This window comes from Paenibacillus sp. ACRRX (assembly GCF_022346885.1).
Lineage (GTDB): Bacteria > Bacillota > Bacilli > Paenibacillales > Paenibacillaceae > Paenibacillus_B.
The window spans coordinates 32,039-55,868 of sequence record NZ_JAKRNK010000007.1; the positions used below are offsets into that span (position 1 = coordinate 32,039).

Here is a 23,830-nt window from a genome sequence, read left to right on the forward strand (position 1 = left end):
GTACAGCTGGATTTGTAGGTAAAGTGGCAAGGTTTAAAAGATATAGCTGTACGGGCTGATACCAACTATTGATGTATGCCGGATTATTAGGAAGATATACAGATGGAGGAATAAAATGAGTAAACAGGATAACAAACGAAGCAAGAACAGTAATCGCAGAGGGTCGGGAAAAGGACGCACGAATGCAGTGGCTGCTGTATCAACCGCACCTGTACAGAAAAACGATGAGGTTGTACTGGATATTATCGGCTTGACCCATGAGGCAGAAGGCGTAGGTCGGGTAGAAGGATTTACATTGTTTGTGCAAAATGCGCTTCCAGGCGAAAAAGTACGCGCTCTGGTGCTGAAGGTGAAGAAGCAATACGGCTTCGCTAAGGTGTTGGAACGTGTGGTGGATAGTCCTTATCGTGTGGAGACGGAACACCCTGCTCATTATTATGGCGGCTGCCAGCTTCAGCATCTGGCATATGACGAGCAATTGCGCTGGAAGCGTCAGCATGTTGTAGATGTGCTGGAGCGCATCGGTAAATTTGAAGTGGAGCATGCTGGTGGCGAAGCAACTGGAGTTACAAATACAGGAGCTGGTGAAACACAAGTCAAAGTGCTGCCGACTATTGGCATGGACAACCCTTGGCGTTACCGCAATAAGAGTCAAATGCCAATCGGCCAGAACGAACGGACTGGCGGTCTGATCGGCGGGTACTACGCGAAGGCTAGTCATCGGATTATGGATACGGATGTAAGCTTGATCCAGCACGAAGTGCACGATGAAGCGATGCGTGTTGTCAAGGAGCTTGCGCGTAAACATGGCATTCAGCCTTATAACGAGGAGTCACATACTGGCTTACTGCGCCACGTAGTAATGCGGATCGGCTTCCGGACGAATGAACTGATGATCACACTGGTGACCAACGGGAAACGTATTCCGCAGCAAGAAGAATTCGTAGAAGATCTGGTTAAAGCTTTGCCGCAATTAAAAAGTGTATGCCAGAATATTAACAACAAGCAAACGAATGTTATTTTGGGCGATAAAACCCGTTTGTTATGGGGATCTGAATATATTACCGATTATATCGGAGAGATCAAGTTTGAAATTTCGGCGCGCTCGTTCTATCAAGTCAATCCAGTTCAGACGGAAGTATTGTACGAGAAAGCGGTCGAGTACGCCGGCCTGACGGGCGAAGAGACGGTAATCGATGCGTATTGCGGCATCGGCACGATCTCGTTGTTCCTCGCGCAGCGCGCGAAGCGAGTACTTGGCGTAGAGATCGTCGCGGAAGCGATCGACGATGCTCGCCGCAATGCCGAGATTAACGGCATCCAGAACGCGGAGTTCGCCGTAGGCGCGGCGGAGGAAGTCATGCCGCGCTGGCAGGAGCAGGGCGAGACGGCTGACGTTATCGTCGTCGACCCGCCGCGCAAGGGCTGCGACCAGGCGCTGCTGGATACGATGCTGGAGATGCGCCCAGAGCGTATCGTCTACGTGTCGTGCAATCCGTCAACGTTGGCGCGGGATTTGCGTATCCTTGCGGATGGCGGGTACCAGGTGGTTGAGGCGCAGCCGGTAGACATGTTCCCGCATACGGCGCATGTTGAATGCTGTGTGTCGCTCGTGAGAACATAGTGATTTAGAGCCACATTAACCTAATGTTTTTCTGTAAAGCTCAAGCAGTCACTTGCTTGGGCTTTTTTTATAAGTACCCGAGTTCATCGAAGATACTTGATACTGTAGGCACTAGAAATGCCATTGTTGTTTGCTCTTTCATTCCAGGATTTCGCAGAAGCCGGTTTGCTGAGGATATATGCAACAATGATCATTGGTGGATGAAGGAATCACTCAGATCTATAGTGTTAAGAAACCAATCATTCATTTTCTTTATTCAGCAATTGCTCTGCATAGATAATACAACGTTCTGCAAATTCCAGTGATTGATCTGTTATAGGATACAGTCCAGTTGTCTCTGACGGCATTTTTCTTACTTCCCAAAACTTATTCATTAACTCTTCATTTCCATCAAATGTATCATTGGAAACTGCAATCAACTCACAACCAATCTGATAGCCAGCTTCAGATTCAGGTAATATGCTATGCTGCTGACACCATTCAATTCTCCGTAATAGTGAAATATATTGTTGGGTGATTCGGTCGCTTTTACTAAGACTAGGAAGCACTTGTTCTAAAAAATCCTTCTCGTCATCTTGAAAATATTCAGTCCATTTTTTCGAATTATGTTTGGCTGTCTGTACTAAATGTGAAATTCGTTTCCACGATATTTCTCCCTCAAGATCAAACATGTTGATGAGCGAGGTCGTATTGGAGATGCTAGTTTGGAGCGAAGAAAGTTGTTCTTGAAGATGATTATAGTGAGCTTTTAGTATTTCTCGGTAGGATAGCTTATCCAATAAATTCTGAATCTCTTCGAGTGGAAGCATGAGAGATTTTAGAAGTGTGATCTTTTCCAAAGTAAACAAGTTTTCTTCGGAATAGCAACGGCGTCCGCTTTCGTCCTTAAAGCTAGGTGTAAGGAGCCCAATTTGATCATAATAGCGAAGTGTTCTTACAGAAACATTGCTTTGTTTGGATACTTGTCCTGTTGTCCAATGACTCATGATATTCCTCCAAAAAAAATGCTTGCAGGTGACGTAGCGTCACCCAATATATTTGAATTATATCACAGAGACAAAGGGGTAAGGGAATGACTGATCACTTAACGCATTGGAAACAAAGGGATAATTGGACATGGAAAGAGTTTGTAGCTTTGCTGTTGCTAGAGTTTGTATTTGTTATCGGATTTATTAAATTTGTAGTAAAACCCGTATATACGCAATGGCTTGGAGATGAGCTGTATTCAGGAACATTGACAGGGCTTACAATAGCAATAGTATTAATGCTGGGCGTGTATTTCATAGGGCTACGTCCTAAAAAGCTTTCTTGGAGTGAAGTGGGTTTAAGATCCTTTCCTGCGAAGGATTGGTGGCGAATTCTGTTATGGACGTTCTTGATGATTATAGGCAGCACCGTCGTAATGATCCTTACCAGCTATATCGGCAATACATTTGAAAATTCTAAGACGGAATCAATTCAGCAGAATGTTACGGTCTTCAGTGTATTCATTGCGTTTGCATCAGCAGTGATCATCTCGCCTATATACGAAGAGATATTCTATCGCGGTTTTATCTATCGCTGGCTGCGAACCCGATTAGGCATTGGTTGGGCAATGTTTTTGAGTGCGAGTATCTTTACGATAGTCCATATTCCTACCTATAACGCGATGCCTGCGAATTTTCTTGGGGGGATCATATTTGCATGGGCGTATGAACGAACAAATTCTGTTTGGCCTGCAGTATGGGTACATGGCTTAACAAATGGACTATTTTTATTATTGACTCTGGTAATGTAACGGGAGAAAGAAAAAGAGTTACCTAATTCGTAAACAAGCACTTCGAGGCAATGACGACAAATGTGACGGGACTCATCACATGGCTAGTAGAGTTTAGGATTAGAAGAGATGAATGATAAGTGGGGCTGCCATTTGGTAGCCCTATTTGCTCGGTTTTGTATTTACCATTTACTATTATTGTACTTCCTCATTACTCTTCATCGTCAGCCCTTGAGCCACTTTAATCCCATATGATGTGCGATGTGTCGTTTTAGGCTTGGACGTGACGATATTCGGTTCCTCTATAGTTTGGTCAACCAATCCTTAATTCATATAATTGAAATATCAAGACGCTATTCTATGTATATGGGGTGGCGTCTTCTTTTATTAGAGTAAAAGCTCTAATAGAAGATCCTTCTGACTTAAACCCTCTTTAAGGGAAAAACTTCCTTTACAACGACTACCAGTACATTATAATACAATTATCAGACAGCATGATCGGCTTATCAAAAGATAGATATTGGAGGTATGGTCATGGTCAATCACAAAAGAAAAATGATTTCCACAGCCCTCAGCACAGCTCTAGTCGAGACTATGTTGCTTACAGCCAGCACAGTCTATGCTCAAGGTACTCAGACGGCGAAGTCAGCAGGAGATAAAAAGGTTGAAGTTATTAAATAGTGATTGTTAATGAAAGAACATACTATCTACGAAGACAGCATTGAGTCTGACAATTGTGAAGCGGTCCGGTAAAGGCTGTTCATTTGAATGACAAATAACAAAAAGAGAAACGGCTGATTTCCTTTGTTAAAAAGGGCTTCAGCCGTTTCTGTTCATAACGTATTAAATGTAATGCGCATTATTTTTTAAGAAAACACTTGTATGTAAAATTGGATATGCTGGGTTCTTTAGGCTAAATTCCGCAAAATCTTTAATGATATTAATTTTCACCTATTTAACAACTAGAGGCTCGAATCTGAGTGGAATTGGTAGCTTGTCTGACATTACTTGTGAAAAGCAGGGTTTCGAGAATGTAGTAAGATTTCAGCTTTTCTGCATACTTGTGATCACATATGTGGCAGTATTGTACGGTGCTAATAAGAAGTAAAGGATGAGTAGAAGGGTTCGAAAGGTTGTAAAAGATTATTGAACCCTGCAACTAATATCGATCAGGTGATTCAGAGGATGCAAGTGCTCCACTTTTCATTGCCATAACGCTTATTTTTATAATTATCAATCTTCCATGTGTCGGCTTTTCTCAATAATACAAACAGGTATTCATCATTAAAGTTAGTTTCTGTTTTGATATAAACTTCTGCACGATTTTTATTTTTAAGTTCAACATTTGTTTCAATAGAGTGCGCTATTCCATTGAACTTCACCGGAAAACCAAAGCTCTGTCTGTTTTTTCCTCCATATACCCTCTTTTTATCGGTACAGTATTCAACAAAAATAGGGCCGATCAGCCCCGAAAATTGTTCGTGCCAATCTGTTCGTTGTACATAATGATATTCATCACCTGTATATTTTTCTCTTAATTCAGCCTCTTCTTGTTCATGCTGTTTATAGATGTGATCTTCAAAGTTGTTCCATTTTGATCCGTATTGTTGGACGATATCAATTAAATGCTTGTGCAACTCTTGTTGTTCCATGGGATAACACCTCTTCAAACATAAATTTAGTTATTACTTGTCCGATAAGTTATTTCATACCCTTCGTATCAGCCTCAACAAGACTTATGGCCTCTTCCATAGTCTCTCATACATAAAATACTAACCTCAATTTATGACTTATACAATCATTCTTTGATTCAAGTGTAATTGGTTACACTAGGTTAGACAGAAAAGAAAGGGCTTGTAGAATATAACTATCATACTCAGGAGCGGATCTCTACATTGGCTACACAATCACGACACACGATCTCTGCGCAGAGGTAATTCAATAGGCGCTGTCAGATTATTAAGCTGTGTTATAATTGAAGTAAATGTGGATATCGGTGTTATGTGTCTCATGCTTGAACAGAAGCTGAACATGTATATATTTGCTGGTAATCATGGTAGGGTAAGACCTAATGACTTGGAAATGCCTTTGTGTCACAGAGCTTCCCGGACGTGAAGCGAGGCAAAAAGTTTGGAAAAACGAGACTGTTCAGACAGGGAATGTTGTTGTAACCTAGAGCTACCCACCTTTTTGTTGGCATGGTTGGTTGTACTTCCATGATACCCAACAAGCGAGGTGGTTTTTTTGTCAAGATGAACAATGGTAATAATGTTATTCTTACAGACTCAAGGGAGTAGGTCTATTTATCAGGTGCAAAAAATATAGAACAAGGAGTCGTACATGAGCTGGAGCAAATTGAAACAAAATCTGGAGAGTTTTCTATGTCCTGCGTTACATGGAAGGGTCGAATATCGTGCAACGGGTTACCGTTATTCACCTGATAAAGCAGGTATTTGTTATATTTCGGTAGATAAAAAGAACGTATTTAATATGAGTGATAAAACTAGCTTAATCAAATGGTATCAAACGGATCTGGAAATTAAGAATGATTCAGATATCCAAATTCCGATCGGCAATGAAGAAATTGAAGCAATTAGAAAAGATACCAAGGGAACAGTGCCGGAGGATCGGCTAAAAGTCATTGCAAGAAATAGGAAAATTACAGAGTATGCAAAAGAGCTTTTGTTGGCACAATCCTCATTAAGTAAATCAAATTTTACCGTTGTGGCTAATCATTTTTTAACTACTTCTATAGAGGAAAGCATAGAGAGCGATGATATCTTATTGAATATTCTGGCTTTGGTGGACAGACGAGTTGGAAAAAAGCGAATTTTAAATATGGCTGAGAAGATGAAGTTAAAGCATCCCATTGTGCAGTTTTTTTATGAACTACGGCGTAGTACGTTGTGACAATAAATATGTCGTGTCAGGGTTGTTCTCACTGAACACTCGCCACATGTAGAGGTAACTCCATTGAAAGCTATATATATCCGTTTGGCTTGGTGATGCACTAGGGCAAAAATTCGAATCGGCAAATTCACGGGGGGACAATTCAACACCTTTTTAAGCGGTCTTATAATCGTGTTGATCGCAATCAACACCTTGCTTGATTAAGCTAGCCTTTCAACCATGCATAAAAAAGCGACAACCATTATATTACAATACAATAGCATCATAGCTATAGAGTTGTTGTTAAAAATAGAAGGCAGCATATGAAGAGTCTTGGAGATCTTTCCAAGGTTCTTTATTTATACGGGTATTTCGACTTATATAAAAAGGAATTGGTATCGTTCTGTCGAACTATTACATGGTTTTATAAATTTCTACAAGGGGACGATTATGCATCATGTTTACAAACACAAATTGGAATAGCGAATTAAACCATAGGCGATTCCGCATGAACTTTGCGCACCTTGGGTTTCTTGCACTATTTCTTGCGCTAGTCTTTTACTTTATTTTTATGCCGCTTAATAAGGCAGTCGCAAGCGCTGACTCAACGGCTTACGCGCAGGATCAATTAGATGCCCTTGAGATGCTGAATGAGGTTCGCCTAAGCGTTGGCTTGCCGCCGTTAAAGCTTAATAAAGAAATAACCCAAGCAGCCATCAATCATGCAAAATATTATAATTTGCACGGTCGCGGAAAGAAGGTTACCTTAAGTGCCCATCAAGAAAAAATGGGACTGGAAGGGTTTACGGGGACTGGACCTTTTGAACGAATGAAAGCCGCAGGCTGGAATTATGGAACTTCATACCGAACGGGTGAAGTCATGCATTTTGGACAGAAGAGCAGCAAGATGGCCATGCAAGGCTGGCTGGATACCGCCTATCATCGTGACATTATTTTAGGTTCTGCCTATAACGAGATCGGTATCGCGCTTGTTGATGGAACAGCTGTTGTTAATCTAGGCGGTTCATACCAGTCCTCCGTGCAAAGTAACCGTATCTTTGTTTATCCTTATCAAGGGATGATCAATGTGCCAGTAGGATTCTACGGGGATGAAGTGCCGAATCCATTGGATCAGTTCAATGTCGAGCATTCAGGCTATATTATTTCTGCGTCAGTCTCTGGCAAGCTGGATTGGCATGAAACAAGCATCACGGACGAGAAGGGAAATAACGTTCCTTTTTATGAAGAAGTCTCGAGCGAGCGTACCCTGTTCCTTTATCCGAAGTCCATATTGCAGGGTTATCATACATATCGTGTCAATTTGGCATACCGTACCGATAGCTCATCCGAGACGCAGCATCTATCCTGGTCCTTCAAGACCGGCAAGGGCCATCAGTTAGTGGGCATATCAGGAGCTGCGAAAGAGATTCTGATTAATGAAGGCGAAGAGGCCTCTATTCGGATTACAGGACGATATGACGATAATGTCACGGAACCCCTAACAAACCAAGTACGTTATGTCAGCAGTAATGCAGTAGGGCTAAAGCTCTTGTCCCCTGCTACCTTCAAGGGAATAAAGGCGGGTAATTATTACGTTACGGCTCATGTGGGGAATCTGTCCTCTGAACGAATTCAGGTCAAGGTTCTACCACGTTTAAAGACGAAGACTTATCCGCCACTGAATGCAAGCAAGCCTGCAAGCACGGTAACAGAAGCTGAATTCTGGACGATGTTCCTACAGCAGTATCAAATCCATATTGAGGCTTACTCACCAGCAAAAAAGAAACATGCCGCTGATGCTGCCTACCGGATTGCTGAGATGCGAAACATCCCGCTGATTGGATTGGCTAGCATTCCAGCTAGAGATAAGCCGATTACGAGAGGGAAAGTTGCAGAAATTATAGCTGCGGCTGACGGCGTCCATTACGTCAATTACAATGCCATCTGGTATGTGCTTGGTATGAATTATATGAAAGGGACTATGGATTCAACGCTCAATGGCTTTGAGCCAGACCGTACAATGACTCGCGGCGAGGCTGTTCAATTGCTTACAGAACTGAAGCCCAAGCTGAGGTCATTGCGCGCAAGACCAGCCAGTCGGACACCTGTTGAATACCTGCCTCCTTTACCTGAACGAGAAGTCTACAAAAAACCTGAAGTGATCAAAGATTATACGTTCATTGCCACCTATCATCCTGATCGTACCCTAACGGTTGAAGGTAAATTCACCATTCTTGCTGGCCAACAGACGATGATGATGGTACAGACGGGTGGGAAGAAGTCAAATCAAATTGAAGATGTAACGGTATCCGTTGATCGTGAAGGCAACTTCAAAGTCACATCTGGCCCGTACACAGAAGACTCCTTAAACCTATACTTGAAGACACCTGGAACTCTGTATTGGATCTCTGTCGAAGCCAATGCGATGAATGCCAACGAATATACACCCAAGCCATAATGTTAATAGTGGTTTCGTATGAACCTTTTTAGGGTGAATATATCTCGAATGTAATAAAACGAACTCCTTGTACTTTAGAAAAGGTGCAGGGAGTTCGTTTTTTGCCACTTGCAGCATAACGAGTCAAGATCTCGACCGTTTTTCATAATGTTTAACTCATGTTGCAGCTTCTTTTTTGTTTTATTGAAGGTACTGGAAGTTTAGTCTGGATATGAAATAAGTTTGAAGAATTGGAGGGTACAATGGAAATAGCTAATAAGTTGAATCAGACTAGAATTGCGAACGAATCAACTACAAAACAAAAGGCTTGCTCAATCGTATATGCAATTATTGCCGGAGTTATTTTGGGTTTAGCAGCAAAAATTGTGGATAGTCCTGATTTTAACCCCATATTCACTAATATAGGTGATCGTTTTGGCATATGGATATTTGTTGCAGCACTCTTATCGGTTTTCAGTTATTCTCCCAAATTAGCGGCAGTAAAAATATTCGTCTTTTTTGGGTCGATGCTTACCGTTTATTATGTGTACACAACGTTTGTGCTGCATTTTTTCCCGGAAAAAGAAATTATTTTTTGGAGCATATGCGCGGCTGTATCACCTGTTTGTGCTTATATTATGTGGTATGCGCGTGGAAACGGATTGTTTTCTATTATTGTTTCGGCTCTCCCAATCACAGCATTGCTGTTAGAAGGATTTGAATTACGCAATGCTTACTTACCCGTTCACACTCATTACTATTTAATACCATGGCTCATGGGAATATACCTAATAATGATAGTTGTTTTGTTACTTACAATCCCGAAACACAAAAAGAGAGTTTTGGTTATTCTACCGATATCTATTATTTTATCTTTCATCATGATATATTTTAATGTCTTTGCCCGTCTATTTCCTAGTATGAAAAGTATACTGCAAAGCGTGATTTGATAGCATTACTATAGTTTCAGCAATAGTGTGTTCAGAATGGACCGCCTAATTATAGGGCGGTTGGCTGGATGCTGTGATCAAATTTGGCAATGGTACGGAGGCGCTGCATTGATGCAGCGCCTTTACTTTGCGGATTGCTCAAAAAGCTTATGTTACGTTCACTACCATAAAGGTTATGTTTGTGGAAATTACTACAGGTATGGTAAGCATGGATGTAGCCAACATAGCGTCCAGGAAAACAAACTTCTTAATTAGTTTGAGCCTAAACTTATATAGTGATACTGAAAGGGATGTCTCTCTAGCTTTATCTTGAGCTAGATAGATCCTAGTCTAAAGGCTAGGCTCAGACACTTCCTAAGACGGTTATGGCTGGCGAATAAGGCCGTTATACTGGATTTATAATGTAGAGCGTGAACTTATAAATCCAAAGGAAGTGTGTGAATATGAAGGCAACTGAAGCGGCTGCCGCAACGCCGACAGGCAAAGTGAATTGGGTGCTTTTTAATCCAAAAACCTATGCAACGATCCTCTATTTTTTGCTATCTCTCCCGTTAGGGATAATCTATTTTACAATAGCGGTGACGGGTCTTGCTCTATCGATCGCTTTAACTCCACTATTTATCGGAATACCGCTGTTTTTTGGAGTAGCTAAAATTTTGAATGGGATTGTAAATTTTGAACAAGGCATGATTCGACAAATTCTAGGTTTACCGACTGCCCCTATTTCATATCCCTACAATCACCAACAGTCTGTAGCTGGGCAAAACTGGTTTATGCGAATGGTGAGAGGTTTTGACAGTGGGCTGTTCATTCGAAATCTGCTGCTCGTAATACTGAGATTTGTAACAGGAATTATCTTCTTTGTTATAATGGTAACAGTGTTGTCAGTAGGACTTGGACTTATTGCTCTTCCAGTCGTGCATATCATTTTGATGAATGAAATCCAGATTGATATTTTGGAGAATAGCTTGTTCAGTTATTTTCATATCGATTGGACCTATAATCAGCAATATATGCTGTACGTAGGCGTTGGCATTGTACTATTTTGGACCGCACTTCGCGTCGTGAATGGGCTTATGCAAGTTCAGCGCAGAATCATGTATGTGGATGAGCCTTATCAAAAAATGCAGCCGCCAGTACCAATGCAAGATCCGGTTCAGTCGCAATATTATGAGCGCCCGGTGGATCAGCCCACCCAAGGGCTAATACATCCAGCCTTTAGAGAGCTTTAGAAGCTCTCTTTTTTTGTTAGTAGTGTGATATCTATTCGTATCCAAGCGGACATAACGCTTGAGCCTTTTTTATGATAGGGATGGTTTTTGATTATGCGATACACTCGATAATCCTGTTCAAACAATATCGTTATTTTAGACTAAAGTCCATTTCCATCTGACTTAAGGTCAGAGTCTGTTCAAATGAATATAAATAGTATTTTGTTTCATTTTTTTATATAAAATATTCCAAGAAAACTATTGATCTCAGTAAATAATTTATCTACAATATCTAGTAATGCCTGTAATAACTTACCACGAGGAGCGTGAGAAAATGAAGAAAAAAGCATTTGTAGCTATTATTAGCGCATCAATGCTGGCCTGCATGGGAACTGGCGCTTTAGCAGCAACTAAGCTGCAGGAAATTAAAGCTTACCTTAACCCGGAGGTAAGAGTAAAGGTCGATGGAACTTATGTTGATTTGCGTGATGTTAAAGGCAATGCAATTGCACCAATCACCTATCAAGGAGCAAATTATTTTCCTATTCGCTCCATCTCCGACGCACTTGATATAGCAGTCGGTTATGATGAGACTACCAATACTATTATTTTAGGCGAGAAAGTCGACGGCGTTTCTATTGTAGATGGCTTCAAAGATATGTATTATACGAAAGACGCGGCTAAAACAACCTATAAAGGCAAGGATTATAAAGAAGCATATTTCAACGATGGATCTGGCGACCGCAGCAGCAACTTTATGCTCTATCCAAATAAAAAGCATCAAACACTATACCTTCAGATAGCAGCTGTTAACGGTGATATAACGGACCTTACTATACAAGATGGCGATACTAGTACTACTTTGAAAAAGATAGATGTGATCAAAGCTGAGGAAGGTTTGGTCACTGTCCAAGTGGATATCGCTGGCGTTAAATCATTGTATATTCACGGCAATGTAAAAGGTGATACTGCTGTCTTTGTACCATTGACTACTTCGTATTATAAATAGGTCTTATCTAACAAAGGGTATCTCCTTCACGAAGGAAATACCCTTTGTTTCTATTCCAGCATTTGAAAGCCGCTTTATGTCACACGTGAGCGCCTACTTAAAGGGGATAATACCAATGTATCAGGCTTTTGATAAAATAAAAGCTGAATTTATATACGACACCAGTATAAGGCAAAGTGTTGAATGGTAATCATGTTGATAGCAAGCATTATGTTGAGCTTTCCCCTCAGCGGTGGAGGCATTTTCATTCGGACATAGAGGATTGGTGTTAGTTATTGCATGATGGATAGTAGAAGGGCTTTGTAATATGGCAGTAGATAAAAAGAATGTATTTAATATGAGTGATAAAACTAGCTTGATCAAATGGTATCAGACGGAACTGGAAATTAAGAATGATTCAGATATCCAAATTCCGATTAGCTATGAAGAAATTGAAGCAGTCAGAAAAGATACCAAAGGAACAGTTCCGGAGGATCGACTAATCGTAATTGCAAGAAATAGAAAAATAACAGAATATGCAAAGGAGCTTTTATCAGCACAGGCTTTATTAAGTAAATCAAATTTTAACGTTGTGGCTAATCATTTTTTAACTACTTCTATAGAGGAAAGCATAGAGAGCGTTGATATCTTATTAAATATTCTGGCTTTGGTGGACAGACGAGTTGGAAAAAAGAGAATTTTAAATATGACTGAGAAGATAAAGTTAAAGCATCCCATTGTGCAGTATTTTTATGAACTACGACGTAGTACGTTATAATAAACAATTGCTCATTCACCTTTATCAGGGCAGCTTTTTGAAAAGAGTTACTGATGATGAGAGACAAGTAATCATTGATGACTGAAAAAGAAAGGTAAGTGTCAAATGAATCGGCATCATTGTCCCTGTTGCGGTTATCCCACACTAGAAGAAAGACGAGGTTGGGAGATTTGTTGTTTATGTAATTGGGAAGATGATGGACAAGATGACCCCCACGCAGATAAAGTTAGGGGCGGTCCAAATCAAGACTATTCACTTACAGAGGCTCGGGAGAACTTTAAAAAGCACTACATCATGTATAGAGATAGACAAAGGGTTCTAAAACAAACGGATAAAGAAATTCAAACAAAGAAAAGCTTAATACATGCATGTGAAAAACTTAGAACAGCAAATAATGAATCTACTCCACAAATATGGCAGGAAATCGACTCCTTCAAAAAGACACTAGATAACATGGTTCACGAGCGAGTGGAGCGATACAGCAACAACATAGAGAAAAATCAAGAGATCATAAACCTAATCAATTCGGATGACCCTGCTACAAAAGTAAAAGGCTTAATTTCCCTAGCGTTACATGCGGACGATGGAGAGTTTTTACAAGAACTGATGGTTCGATATAGTCAGCACAGAAACGAAAATATAAGAGGAATAGCCATTCTATGTTTTGGGCATATTGCAAGAATACACAGATCCGTTAATAAGGAACTGATTATTCCTCTTATCCATCATGCATTGAAAGATGAGAGTTCGTTTGTTAGAGGGCATGCTCATTCAGCCTTAGATGATATAAATATGTTTTGCAAGTAATCACGCTTCAGAGATTATCTCTGAGGCGTTTTTTATGGTGGAGTGGGTGTGGGGAATGCACGAAAAATTTTGATTTTACAGGGCGAGATGTGCTGCGTTTGATACAGTTTGATTGAAAGCGGAAAACGTCGTGGAAGAGACTATTGTACTTGAAACACTAGTTGCTCAGTCCTTCTTACATAAGTTTCTGCTGCTGCTTTATTCTGCAATTGAACGTTGTTGGAGAAACTTAACAAGAATAACTATAATGAAGGTACTGACACCGATGTCTCTTATGATACTGAAGAGATTTTATCGTGAGAAGTGCAGCATATATTCCTGTTTCTATAGATAAAGAAGGATAACAAAAAATACTAGATAATCAATTATTCATTAATTTTATTGAGGAAATGGGGAGTTATACGGATATTAATGAAGTAAATTCTCAATCAGAAGGGATTTACAAGATCGGTATACTCTCGCGAAAATGACATCAAGCTGGTGTTTCAAGGCGGCTTGATCCTATCGCAAAAAAATCGTAGTCAGGAGGTAACAGATCATGAATAAACCTTGGCATGCCTCTATGCATGGGACTCCCTGGAATGCAGAGAAGATGAGTGCTGCCGTTAAACAGTTGCGAAACCGGGCAACCGTCAGTTTCGTTGTTGGCGCGGATCTGACGGAGGATCTGCTTGAACTGGATGCACGGGTGTTCGCCAAACGTCCGGATCTGATTCTGCACATATGGAACAGGGACGAGAAGGCCCGCTATAAGGAGGAATTCCTTGAGACACTTGCTGCTATGAAGCATGCAGCCGCTCTGAAGCTGGATCTCCGGCAACAGCAAGACTTGACTAAGCTTGGTACGATGAAGCAATTACAATTTTTAATTGTGAATTCGCCAAAAAAAGCACAAAATCTGGATTTTATCTGCAATTATAGCGAATTAACCTATCTTGAACTGCATGGCAAATTCAATAATCTGGCCCCTGTAGCGGAATGCATTTGCCTGGATACGCTTCTGTTGAACTGCACGATTGATCAGTTGGATGTCGTAGCAGACCTGCCGTTGCTCAAGTACTTGTCTATCGATAGCTGCGAATTGAAAGGTTCGCTCGATATAATAGCCGATTCGAACGTAAGTATGCTGATCTTGTCCTCTGTACGCAACTTAACCGATATTCAAGCCGTAGGTCAAATGCACAACTTGAACTTTCTGCGCTTATCGCTGTCCAAGGTAGAACGTTTGTGTGATTTCTCGAAGATGGACAAGCTCCGTCAGTTGGAGTTGAACTGCATGAAATCACTGCAGGACATCGAAAATCTGTGGAGTGCTAGGAGGCTTGAGGTTCTAGAGCTTCAGGAGATAAATACAGCCATAAAGGCAGAAGCCTTTGCTCCCTTGGGGGACATGGAGAGCCTGCAACAGGTTGATTTTCGTTTTATCGATTTCAACAAGGGACGCATCGCGGCCATGAGCGAACAAATGGAGAGGGCAGGAAAAGGGCAGCTTTTGTATGAGAATATTTCGGAAGATCAACGCATACGCTCACTGGCGCTGGAGCATCTGGCCCCAATTTTAACGTAGGAGCCGTTTGTCCGATCGGCGGCTCTTCTGTTCAAAAAGGCTGGAATGGATTGTCAAAAGTTAATCAGACAACTTTTTTAAGGGTTGTTTGACGATACTGAACAGGTGTCATGTACCCCAATGATCCGTGAATACGATGCTTGTTAAACCAGTTCACGTAGTCGTATAATTCCAATTCCAGATGATGAAAGCTTCGAAATTCCATCTGGTAGATAAATTCCGTTTTAATGACCTTGTAAGTGGCTTCAGCCACGGCATTATCGTAAGGACATCCTTTCTTGATGAGTGACCGGCCAATACCAAAGGTTTTAAGAAGTTGGTCCATCGTGTGGTTGTTAAACTCGCTACCGCGATCCGTATGAAACCACTGAATCTGGCTGAGATCACCCTCAACCGTTGCAAAGGCACGGGAAATCAGCGCAGCATCCTTTGCTCGACCTGCACTATGGCCGATAATTTCTCGATTAAACAGGTCAATGAGGACACAAACATAATGCCACCGATGCCCTACTTTCACAAATGTCAGATCGCTGACGACAAAGCGTTTTCTTTCCATTTATTCAAACTCACGATCCAATACATTCGCCGACTTTGCCTCATTACAAGCCGATTTCTGGGGCTTAAATTGGGCAATGGTATACGTAGAGACACGACTTGTTCTCGCATGATTCGGCCTATCCGTCGTCTGGAGACGATGAGCCCCCGTTCCATAAGCGTTGCTTTCAACTTTCGCGTACCGTAGGCCTTTCGATTCTTATGGAAGATCTCCACAATGGCTTTCGTACATGCCTCTTCTTTGGGCTGTTCCTTTGCTTCATAGTAGAACGTGCTTTTGGCAATTTCGAGGATGTCACACATTGCTGATACCGAGTATTTATCACGGTTATTTTGGATGATAGCTACTTTCGTCCCATGATCAGCGCGGCTTGCTTTAAAATGTCGTTCTCCATCAGGAGACGTTGAAGTTCTTTACGCAAAGCGATTAATTCATTTTCTTCAGATGAACGATTGTCCTTCTCTTTGAAGGAACCAGTTGCATTCGATTGCTTAATCCATCGGTCCAAAGCCGAAGCCGTGAGGTCGTATTCCTTCACAATCGCTGCTCTGGATTTCCCATTTTCATAGAGTTGCACCATCTGTTTTTTAAACTCGGTTGTAAACGTTCTTCGTTGTTGTTTGGACATGGTAGAGATCCGCTCCTTCATATGATAGATCTATTCTACAAACCCTTATTTTTATTGGCCAACTAAATGTAGCCGATCCAGTTGACAATCCACTAGATATACTTACACAAAACGGGTTCGATATCGGGGATGCCTTAAAAGAACCTGAGTCCATTGCCCACCCTCCTTGAAGTTTGATCTAGGTGTTGCCAGGCTTTAATCTTGGGTGTTCAAAGATTATTCCGATCAAGGAGTAGCATTACTATTTCCCAAAAATGAGAAGTAATTACTGATGTTATAGAATCCGAAGGCTTACCATGCACTTTGTCATCTTTTGATCGGAGACTACCCCATTTAGTACTGATCTTGGGGCAAGTATATGAAAATGTGAAAAATAAATCGACCTTTACCCGGCCTTTGAAATCTTTCAAAAAGTACATTTTTTGAAGCGCTCGTTTTAGGCTGAGGTAGTCTCTCAAAATGTCTAAAATCACATTTGATACATCATAACTGGGAGAAGGACATTTTGAAACAGAGTAGCTGGAGCTATACTGTGGCTGACAACTAGCGGAGGTTGTTTAAATCCGAAAATATATCATGCGATAATGGCAGTCAATGGAGGGGACCTATGCTTAATTTAAAGGTGCGTAAATTGTATTATTGAAGCAATACCCCCATAATTGTGATTGTTCTATGAATCAGCATCAAATGACCAACCTGGAATAGTCTGTAAAGTTGAGCATTGACAACTTCTGTTTGAAAAAAGAGAATGAAGAGGTAACTATGAATAGATACTTGCAGTTAGGGGATGTAACATGAAAAAGATAATGTATTCAGCTTGTATCTTCTTGGTCGGATTGTTGATGGCAGCGGTAGTTCAAGCTCAAGGAGCGATCAAAGTAAGCCTGAATGATACTACAGTAGAGTTTAAAAACTCACCGATCATGAGGAATGGAACGGTCATGGTTCCATTTAGAGAGTTATTCGATTCTATGGGGTTAATTATCAACTATGATGCAAAGACAAAGAACATTCGAGGAAGACAAAATGAGGGCTCGATTACCATAATCTCGCTATATGTTGGGGAGAAAATGGCCTATGTGAATGATAAGCCCGTAGATTTATACCACCTTTGTGTGTAACCACCTTGAAAACGAATGTTTGGAAGAAGATTGATAGCATCCGCAGCAACTTGCTTCATATGATTTCTCAATTGCTCTTTGACGGTAGGTGTCATCAAGTCCTTATTCCAGAAGAAGTTACTATCATAATCTAATTCAATTCGATATGTTCCCAGAATCCACGGTTCAACCGAAATTTTAAATTCTGTAATTCCACTATCTGTCACAACAGAAGAGTATTTTTTCTGAAGATATGGCGAGAGCTGTTGTAATGTAATTGCTGAAGATATAATCTGTTTAGCTTCAACGTAAAACACTTTTACATCTTTTCCGTCTTCTACGGTTATTCGATATTTTGATGATTGTTGAGTAGGTTTGCTAAACACATATTCATATGCAGCTTTACCCTTGCCAAAAGAATCATCACCTGACACCCTTGAGTATTTTATATTGGTCAAATCTTCAGTTTCTGTACGGATACTAATTTTCGGATATGCTCCATACCCTTTTTTATCCGAATTATTAATGGAATTCACCTTCAGAATCAGTCCTAAATCGTTCTCACCTAATTCGTTAAATGTCAGGGTAAAGCCTTTATTCAATAATTCGACTTCATATGGAAACTTGATCGCTTCCCCTGATTCAAAACCAGCCTGTTGCATCGCCTCCTTTAGAATCTCTGCCGTTTTTCTTCTATCTTCACTATTGATAAATACCCGATCAAAAGCAGTTTCGCCTTTACTATTTTTTAAGTTTGGATCAGCACCATTATCTAGTAACCATCGAGTCATTTCTGAGCTGTGACTGGAGGCCAAATATAATGGGGTAGAATCAATAGAATTTATAAGATTTACATTTGCACCAGCATTGACAAGCACTTTTACGGTCTCAAAGCTATCAGCATCCAAAATCGCGTTTAATAAATATCTTCCCTGTCTATAATCTAAATCAATGTATGGATGATCTTCGATTACCTTCTTCACACCTTCAGCATTCCCTTGTGAACATAGACGTTCCAATAATATTTCTGGAATTTCATTAATCACAACTTTGTTTTGTGAGGCATTCCAACTAACTGTTGCTCCTGTTGTTTCACCAACGAAGCGAAGTGGAATATATGTATTTGAATTGATTACTTCTGGCGCTATTGTTAAATATCCTAACATACAAGTTGATCTCATTACATCTGATCATATGACATGGGGTGCAAATGGAACTGGTTCGGAATTCGGTTTGCCTTATAGTTTTAGATGGACCCCAGAATGGGACGATAGAGATCTTTAAATATCGTTGCGCTATTATGCCGTTTGAAGTCAAAGGGTTTTGCTTTGACTTCAAACGGCTATTTTTTTAGAGATTAATCAGCTAACAAAGAGCAGAAGAGTTCGAGAGATTGTAAAAAATTCTTGAACCCTGCAACTCCTATCTATCAGGTGAGTTAGAGGATGCAACTATTCCACTTTTCATTGACATAACGCCTATTTTTATAATTATCAATTTTCCACGTGTCGGCTTTTCTTAATAACACAAACAGGTATTCATCATTAAAGTTAGTTTCTGTTTTGATATAAACTTCTGCACGATTTTTATTTTTAAGTTCAACATTGGTTTCAATAGAGTGCTCTATCCCATTGAACTTCACGGGAAAACCAATGCTCTGTCTGCTTTTTCCTCCATATACCCTCTTTTTATCGGTACAGTATTCAACAAAAATAGAACCGATCAGCCCCGAGAATTATTCGTGCCAATCTGTTCGTTGAACATAATGATATTCATCACCTGTATATTTTTCTTTTAATTCAGCTTCTTCTTGTTCATGTTGTTTATAGATGTGGTCTTCTATGCCGTTCCATTTTGATCCGTATTGTTGGACGATATGAATTAAATGCTTGTGTAACTCTTGTTGACCACGGGATAACACCTCTCCACATATAAATTTAATTAATACTTGTCCGACAAGTTATTTAGTACCTTTCGGATCAGCCATAACAAGATTTATGGCCTTTTCCATAGTTTCTCATACACTAAATACTAACCCCAAGTGATAACTTATACAATCCTTCTTTGATTCGAGCTCCTGAATAGGAGGAAGGGCTTTTTATAGCGAAAAGGCGAAACGAAATATTATAATATGATTGAGGATAACAATAATTAAGGCGTAAAGCAGATTGGCTTTACTATGGGAAACTAATTTACGGAGGATATATAATGAATAAAATGTATGAGTTTGGTTTTTTGTGCACAAATAAGGATGAAAAGGAGCTGATGAATGCTCTGTACAGTTTTTTAGATCCACTTCGTAGGATATTCTCGAAAACTAGAAATAAAGGGATGTTAGAAGCGAGACTTCCATATGTTTATAAGCATTTTTATTGGAATTTGAACAAAGAGAAGCAAGTTTATGTGGAGGTTTATCCAAATAAAGATGTAGAAGGGCAATATAAGTTTGCAGATGAAAACGTTGGATGGGTATTGTTCGCGAATCTAAAAGATGTTACACCACCCTATCATGTACCTATCGAGGAACAAGAAAAGTACCTTGCTGATTTGCTAAGCGCATCCCATTTTAACTATGTTAAATTATATGAGTACAGTGATGAAGAGGAAAGACTATAGACTGGCATAGGTATCGTCTAACAATGTACATACACAGTGGTCAAAGAGGATCTTAATATACCTATATTTTAGAACAATAGGAGGAATTAGTATGTGTAGTTTAAAAGAATATGTTTTCACGAGTGTGAGGGAAAGCATTTTATCTTGGGATGGCGATCTTCTGAGTGACATTTATGTTTTATCTTTTTATGTTGAAACCGAGGATGATGATTTAAGAAAACCAAGGCTAGTTTTTGGTTATAACACGGAAACGAATTACAAAGAGAACCTTACGAATGCATCGAATCGTGACGAGGCAAGGTGGAACTATGCTTTCTGGTTGCAGAATGAGGAAATAATAATTGGTGATAATTACGAGGATGAGAACTTTGAAGCGCTTATTCTAAGAGATCAATGGGTGAAGGATTCCAAATGGTACTATGGTGACGAGTTGGAAGAAGACAATTTCGACAAAGCTATGGATTTAGGGAAGCAGATCGTTGCTGATTTTTATCAAATCGTCAAGGAAACGGTGAAAAGATTGCATAATGAGGGCATGATTAAGAGCGTGTTTGACAAAGACATACCTTTAATCATTCATGAGCTAGAATATGATGATGCAATTGCGGAGATGAACAAAGAAATTAACCCTAAGATTTGTATTGATGAGTTTGTTGAATGGATTGACACTATGTAATTACTGAAGATATGGCATTAAGGTCATCTCTTTTTGATGAATTATAAATTGAAGCGTGACACCTCAATAGGTAGTAATTTATATAGAACAAGGAGTAGTACATGTCCTGGAGCAAATTGAAACAAAATCTGGAGAGTTATCTATGTCCTACGCTACATGGAAGGGGCGAATACCGTGCATCGAGCTATCGCTATTTATCCGAGAAGTCAGGGTTTTGTTTTATGGCAGTAGATAAAAAGAATTTATTTAATATGAGTGATAAAACTAGCTTAATCAGATGGTATCAGACGGAGCAGGGAATTAAGAATGATTCAAATATCCAAATTCCTATCAGCAATGAAGAAATTGAAGAGGTCAGAAAAGATACCAAGGAACAGTTCCAGAGGATCGACTAATCGTAATTGCAAGAAATAGAAAAATAACAGAATAGGAAAAGAGCTACTGTCGGCACAATCATCATTAAGTAAATCAAATTTTATTGTGACAGCAAATAAGTTCTTATCCATTTCTATAGAGGAAAGCATAGAGAGCGATGATATCTTATTAAATATTCTGGCATTGGTGGACAGACGAGTTGGAAAAAAGCGAATTTTAAATATGAGTATGATGAAGGTACTGACACCGATGCCCCTTGTGATAAAGGAGAGTTTTATCAATTGTTGGTTTCCTATTAGCGAAGTAAGGAGGTTTTCCGATATAAAACTAGAAAAGTATCTAAGATGCTTTTGGAAGCATAGGAGGTAGTGTTATGGAAAGAGACCTGTTGGAACAGCTAAACCTCTGGCATGAAGAGGATGAATTTGAAAAAATAGTAGGCAGGATTGCGGAAATTCCCGAACAGGACAGAGACTATGATATAGTTAGCCATTTGGCGAGAGTATTAAACAATCTGGAACGTTACGATGAAGCATTACAGCAACTTTCGACGATCAAAACGCAAGGTGAGCATGACTCACTTTGGCATTTTCGTGTGGGTTATGCCTACTACTACCTATCGCAATATGAGGATGCAGTAACTGCATTCGAAATGGCGAATAAACTTGATCCCGATGATGAAGATACTTCGTTGTTATTGAAATGGAGTCGTCACGAGGTTGGACTAACAGACCATCAAGAGAAATCAGGGACAGTGCAGCCAAACGCAATTGCTTCGGTGAAGAATGATATTGAGGCGAATGAGATGCTTGAACAGGAAAAGGACTTTGGTTTTGCCCAGGTGTACGCTGTGGAGTTAAAATACAAGCAGCCGCCGAAGCTGGACCGAAACATGCTTTACGAGAAGATGGAACTTTACACGGGTAAGGTTGATCGCGGAGAACATCATCCGGATGCCGCGGGACTTGCTGTGTGGGAAGCGAACAGTCAGGAAGATCAGAATTTGCTGCATTTTTTCCATTTGAATTATATGGTTGAATATACTCAAGGCGAAATGCCGGCGCAAACCAGCCTGATGGATACAGAAAGCCGCCCGGTTACGGACTACGAGTCGGCCATTCAGCAGTCCTGGCATTGGCGGGAAGCCGCTCAAGTCGTGAGTGATTGCGAGCACTCGCTGCTGTTGATCGACATGATGGCATCGGGACTCGATCCCAAATCGCGGCTGCAGCTGTTCACCGGCTCGCTGCGGGCGGTGCTGGAAACGGTGCCTTGCGACGCCATCTATTTCCGGGAAAGCGATAAGCTCGTCGAACCTAACGCTTACCTGGCGGCGATTGAAGGAGGCGAACTGTTATATGGTGCTCTGAACCTTCGTTTTTATAATGTTGAAGGCACAGGCAGCGGCCGCCCTGAAGGTCTGATGGATTCATTGGGACTCGCCGCGCTTGGCATTCCGGATGTTCAGTGTCATTATTACGATCTGGAGCCTGATGAAGTAGCCGGAAATTTGCTTAATATCGCCTATTATTTATTCGACCGCGGGGACGTTATTGTCGACGGGGAAACAATTGGCTTCACTGAAGAGATGCGCTGGCGCTGCGAGCACCAATACGGGCTGGCTGCACCGCATCGGGTTGTTATCGATATAGATCCGGGAGAACCTTATTATGCCGGCAGTCAAGGCGCAGAGCAGTCGTAACCAGTAGTTACCTATCCGCGATGGTGCCTATGTTGCATAAAGTTCGTATTTTCAGTCTGTGCAGCCATTATCGACCCGCTAAGATTAGAAGCTGTAGGTGGGGGATATTCGATTGCTACGGTCATCAACAACGTTAGGTGATACTTGCAATTCATTGGTGGAAATAGCAAAGAGGGGAGTAGCCCCCTCTTTTTTGCTGATTTATATTTTTTGATAGTGATGTAAGAGATTCTCTACTTTATCTTGGATAAGCTGTTTTAATGATTCAGGCTTTATGGATACAACATAATTACCATATCTCATAAAATAATTAGCTATAAACTCTTCTTCTCCTTGATTATAGAACCCTTTAATAACGGTTCTATTGCCATTTTCTATTTTCATAGAAGGATAATGTTCTTTATAATAAAGATCCTTTGCTTGTTCTGCAATCTCTACTTCAAAGTTAATCCCCTTCTCAGATTGATACATTTCTAATGAGCGACTAACGAGTTCGTCAATAGAAAAATGAGATTTGTTTTCCTCTTCTTCTATAAAAGTTATTCTATCGCATCTGAAAACTCTATATTTATTTGTTGTTAACTCTATTCCTGTGGCATACCATTGACCAAACTTAGCAGAAATTTTGAAAAATTGAACAGGGTAACTTTTTGTCTGATTATTTTTTACATATTGAATCTTACAATGGCTCTCATTAAGAATACTTTTTAGAATGTTATCTAAAAAACGACTAACATATTGATGCTGATATACTTCAAACTGTAGGACTTTTTTCATTTTGTGAATCTGCTCTATTTGTTCTTTTGAAAGACAGTGTTCAAACTTTTCATTTAGCTTCGTAACACTTAAATGAAATGGTGTTGATTGATAAGATTCTAACGTCAACATGGCAAAGTACAGCGCATACACTTCATCAATCGTAAAATTAATGGGGGATAACAACCTATTTTTTAAGATGCCATATCGCCCATGTCTGCCATGTTCCGAAAAAATAGGCATACCTAACTGTTCTAATGAACTAATATCACGTAGAGCGGTACTTTTAGAAATATTGTATTTAACCATTAGGTCATGTAAATTAAAGAACTCTCGACTGTTTAAGTATCTTATCATGTCATTTAATCTTTCTGATTTCTTCATCTGAAAACCTCCTTATAAAGGTGTCATGAT

20 protein-coding genes and 3 pseudogenes are annotated in these 23,830 nt (G+C 40.2%); 16 read left to right on the plus strand and 7 right to left on the minus strand.

What is annotated here, in order from left to right:
- Positions 1 to 115 precede the first annotated feature (115 nt).
- Positions 116 to 1,624 carry a 23S rRNA (uracil(1939)-C(5))-methyltransferase RlmD gene (gene rlmD / locus MH117_RS19245; protein WP_239331428.1) on the plus strand — a complete coding sequence of 503 codons (1,509 nt, stop codon included), beginning with the start codon at positions 116 to 118 and terminating at the stop codon, positions 1,622 to 1,624.
- A gap of 239 nt (positions 1,625 to 1,863) precedes the next feature.
- Here the strand turns inward: rlmD and MH117_RS19250 are convergent, their stop codons facing one another.
- A complete protein-coding gene (locus MH117_RS19250; protein ID WP_239331430.1) occupies positions 1,864 to 2,610 on the minus strand; it encodes a MerR family transcriptional regulator in 747 nt (248 codons plus the stop codon).
- 86 nt (positions 2,611 to 2,696) lie between these two features.
- Here MH117_RS19250 and MH117_RS19255 point away from each other — a divergent pair, with 86 nt between their 5' ends.
- Both MH117_RS19255 and MH117_RS19260 read left to right on the plus strand, forming a co-directional pair.
- Positions 2,697 to 3,401 carry a CPBP family intramembrane glutamic endopeptidase gene (locus MH117_RS19255; RefSeq protein ID WP_239331432.1) on the plus strand — a complete coding sequence of 235 codons (705 nt, stop codon included), beginning with the start codon at positions 2,697 to 2,699 and terminating at the stop codon, positions 3,399 to 3,401.
- A gap of 513 nt (positions 3,402 to 3,914) precedes the next feature.
- Positions 3,915 to 4,061 (plus strand): hypothetical protein, encoded by a 147-nt coding sequence (locus MH117_RS19260; RefSeq protein ID WP_239331434.1) that lies wholly within the window; start codon positions 3,915 to 3,917, stop codon positions 4,059 to 4,061.
- Between the two features lie 497 nt (positions 4,062 to 4,558).
- Here MH117_RS19260 and MH117_RS19265 read toward each other — a convergent pair whose 3' ends face one another.
- Positions 4,559 to 5,032, minus strand: coding sequence for an NTF2 fold immunity protein (locus MH117_RS19265; protein ID WP_239331436.1), 474 nt, complete (start codon positions 5,030 to 5,032; stop codon positions 4,559 to 4,561).
- A 688-nt stretch (positions 5,033 to 5,720) separates the two neighbouring features.
- On the opposite strand from MH117_RS19265, the gene MH117_RS19270 reads away from it, so the two are divergent.
- From MH117_RS19270 to MH117_RS19305, 8 genes and pseudogenes are all read left to right on the plus strand, one after another.
- Complete coding sequence (locus MH117_RS19270; RefSeq protein ID WP_239331438.1) at positions 5,721 to 6,290, plus strand: SF0329 family protein; 570 nt, start codon at positions 5,721 to 5,723, stop codon at positions 6,288 to 6,290.
- 436 nt (positions 6,291 to 6,726) lie between these two features.
- A complete protein-coding gene (locus tag MH117_RS19275) occupies positions 6,727 to 8,727 on the plus strand; it encodes a CAP domain-containing protein (protein WP_239331440.1) in 2,001 nt (666 codons plus the stop codon).
- 242 nt (positions 8,728 to 8,969) lie between these two features.
- Positions 8,970 to 9,656: a hypothetical protein gene (locus MH117_RS19280; protein ID WP_239331442.1), complete on the plus strand. Its 687-nt coding sequence runs from the start codon at positions 8,970 to 8,972 to the stop codon at positions 9,654 to 9,656.
- A gap of 443 nt (positions 9,657 to 10,099) precedes the next feature.
- Positions 10,100 to 10,888 carry a sensor domain-containing protein gene (locus MH117_RS19285; RefSeq protein ID WP_239331444.1) on the plus strand — a complete coding sequence of 263 codons (789 nt, stop codon included), beginning with the start codon at positions 10,100 to 10,102 and terminating at the stop codon, positions 10,886 to 10,888.
- A 313-nt stretch (positions 10,889 to 11,201) separates the two neighbouring features.
- Positions 11,202 to 11,876: a hypothetical protein gene (locus tag MH117_RS19290; protein ID WP_239331446.1), complete on the plus strand. Its 675-nt coding sequence runs from the start codon at positions 11,202 to 11,204 to the stop codon at positions 11,874 to 11,876.
- Between the two features lie 295 nt (positions 11,877 to 12,171).
- Positions 12,172 to 12,633: pseudogene (locus MH117_RS19295) on the plus strand (SF0329 family protein); the annotation flags it as partial.
- 105 nt (positions 12,634 to 12,738) lie between these two features.
- Complete coding sequence (locus tag MH117_RS19300; RefSeq protein WP_239331448.1) at positions 12,739 to 13,440, plus strand: CPCC family cysteine-rich protein; 702 nt, start codon at positions 12,739 to 12,741, stop codon at positions 13,438 to 13,440.
- A 538-nt stretch (positions 13,441 to 13,978) separates the two neighbouring features.
- Positions 13,979 to 15,007 (plus strand): leucine-rich repeat domain-containing protein, encoded by a 1,029-nt coding sequence (locus tag MH117_RS19305; protein WP_239331450.1) that lies wholly within the window; start codon positions 13,979 to 13,981, stop codon positions 15,005 to 15,007.
- Positions 15,008 to 15,071: 64 nt separating this feature from the next.
- Here MH117_RS19305 and MH117_RS19310 read toward each other — a convergent pair.
- Positions 15,072 to 16,191 (minus strand): annotated as a pseudogene (locus tag MH117_RS19310) (IS3 family transposase).
- 794 nt (positions 16,192 to 16,985) lie between these two features.
- Here MH117_RS19310 and MH117_RS19315 point away from each other — a divergent pair.
- Positions 16,986 to 17,312, plus strand: coding sequence for a stalk domain-containing protein (locus MH117_RS19315; protein WP_239331452.1), 327 nt, complete (start codon positions 16,986 to 16,988; stop codon positions 17,310 to 17,312).
- On the opposite strand, the gene MH117_RS19320 is transcribed toward MH117_RS19315, so the two are convergent.
- The 3 genes from MH117_RS19320 to MH117_RS19330 all read right to left on the minus strand — a co-directional run bounded on the left by MH117_RS19320 (position 17,267) and on the right by MH117_RS19330 (position 19,212).
- Positions 17,267 to 18,457 (minus strand): ankyrin repeat domain-containing protein, encoded by a 1,191-nt coding sequence (locus MH117_RS19320; RefSeq protein WP_239331454.1) that lies wholly within the window; start codon positions 18,455 to 18,457, stop codon positions 17,267 to 17,269. The two genes, MH117_RS19315 and MH117_RS19320, sit on opposite strands and share 46 nt — an antisense overlap.
- A 272-nt stretch (positions 18,458 to 18,729) precedes the next feature.
- Positions 18,730 to 19,017, minus strand: a complete 288-nt coding sequence (locus MH117_RS19325; protein ID WP_275444749.1) for an NTF2 fold immunity protein — start codon at positions 19,015 to 19,017, stop codon at positions 18,730 to 18,732.
- A 9-nt stretch (positions 19,018 to 19,026) separates the two neighbouring features.
- Positions 19,027 to 19,212, minus strand: coding sequence for a hypothetical protein (locus MH117_RS19330; protein ID WP_239331456.1), 186 nt, complete (start codon positions 19,210 to 19,212; stop codon positions 19,027 to 19,029).
- A 287-nt stretch (positions 19,213 to 19,499) separates the two neighbouring features.
- On the opposite strand from MH117_RS19330, the gene MH117_RS19335 reads away from it, so the two are divergent.
- The 4 genes and pseudogenes from MH117_RS19335 to MH117_RS19355 all read left to right on the plus strand — a co-directional run bounded on the left by MH117_RS19335 (position 19,500) and on the right by MH117_RS19355 (position 22,660).
- Positions 19,500 to 19,907 (plus strand): hypothetical protein, encoded by a 408-nt coding sequence (locus tag MH117_RS19335; RefSeq protein ID WP_239331458.1) that lies wholly within the window; start codon positions 19,500 to 19,502, stop codon positions 19,905 to 19,907.
- A gap of 91 nt (positions 19,908 to 19,998) precedes the next feature.
- Positions 19,999 to 20,583, plus strand: a complete 585-nt coding sequence (locus MH117_RS19340) for a hypothetical protein (protein ID WP_239331460.1) — start codon at positions 19,999 to 20,001, stop codon at positions 20,581 to 20,583.
- Between the two features lie 101 nt (positions 20,584 to 20,684).
- A pseudogene (locus tag MH117_RS19345) lies at positions 20,685 to 21,207 on the plus strand (SF0329 family protein); the annotation flags it as partial.
- Positions 21,208 to 21,331: 124 nt separating this feature from the next.
- Complete coding sequence (locus MH117_RS19355; RefSeq protein WP_343224474.1) at positions 21,332 to 22,660, plus strand: DUF4261 domain-containing protein; 1,329 nt, start codon at positions 21,332 to 21,334, stop codon at positions 22,658 to 22,660.
- A gap of 201 nt (positions 22,661 to 22,861) precedes the next feature.
- Here MH117_RS19355 and MH117_RS19360 read toward each other — a convergent pair whose 3' ends face one another.
- Positions 22,862 to 23,800 (minus strand): helix-turn-helix transcriptional regulator, encoded by a 939-nt coding sequence (locus MH117_RS19360; RefSeq protein ID WP_239331462.1) that lies wholly within the window; start codon positions 23,798 to 23,800, stop codon positions 22,862 to 22,864.
- Positions 23,801 to 23,830: the final 30 nt, after the last annotated feature.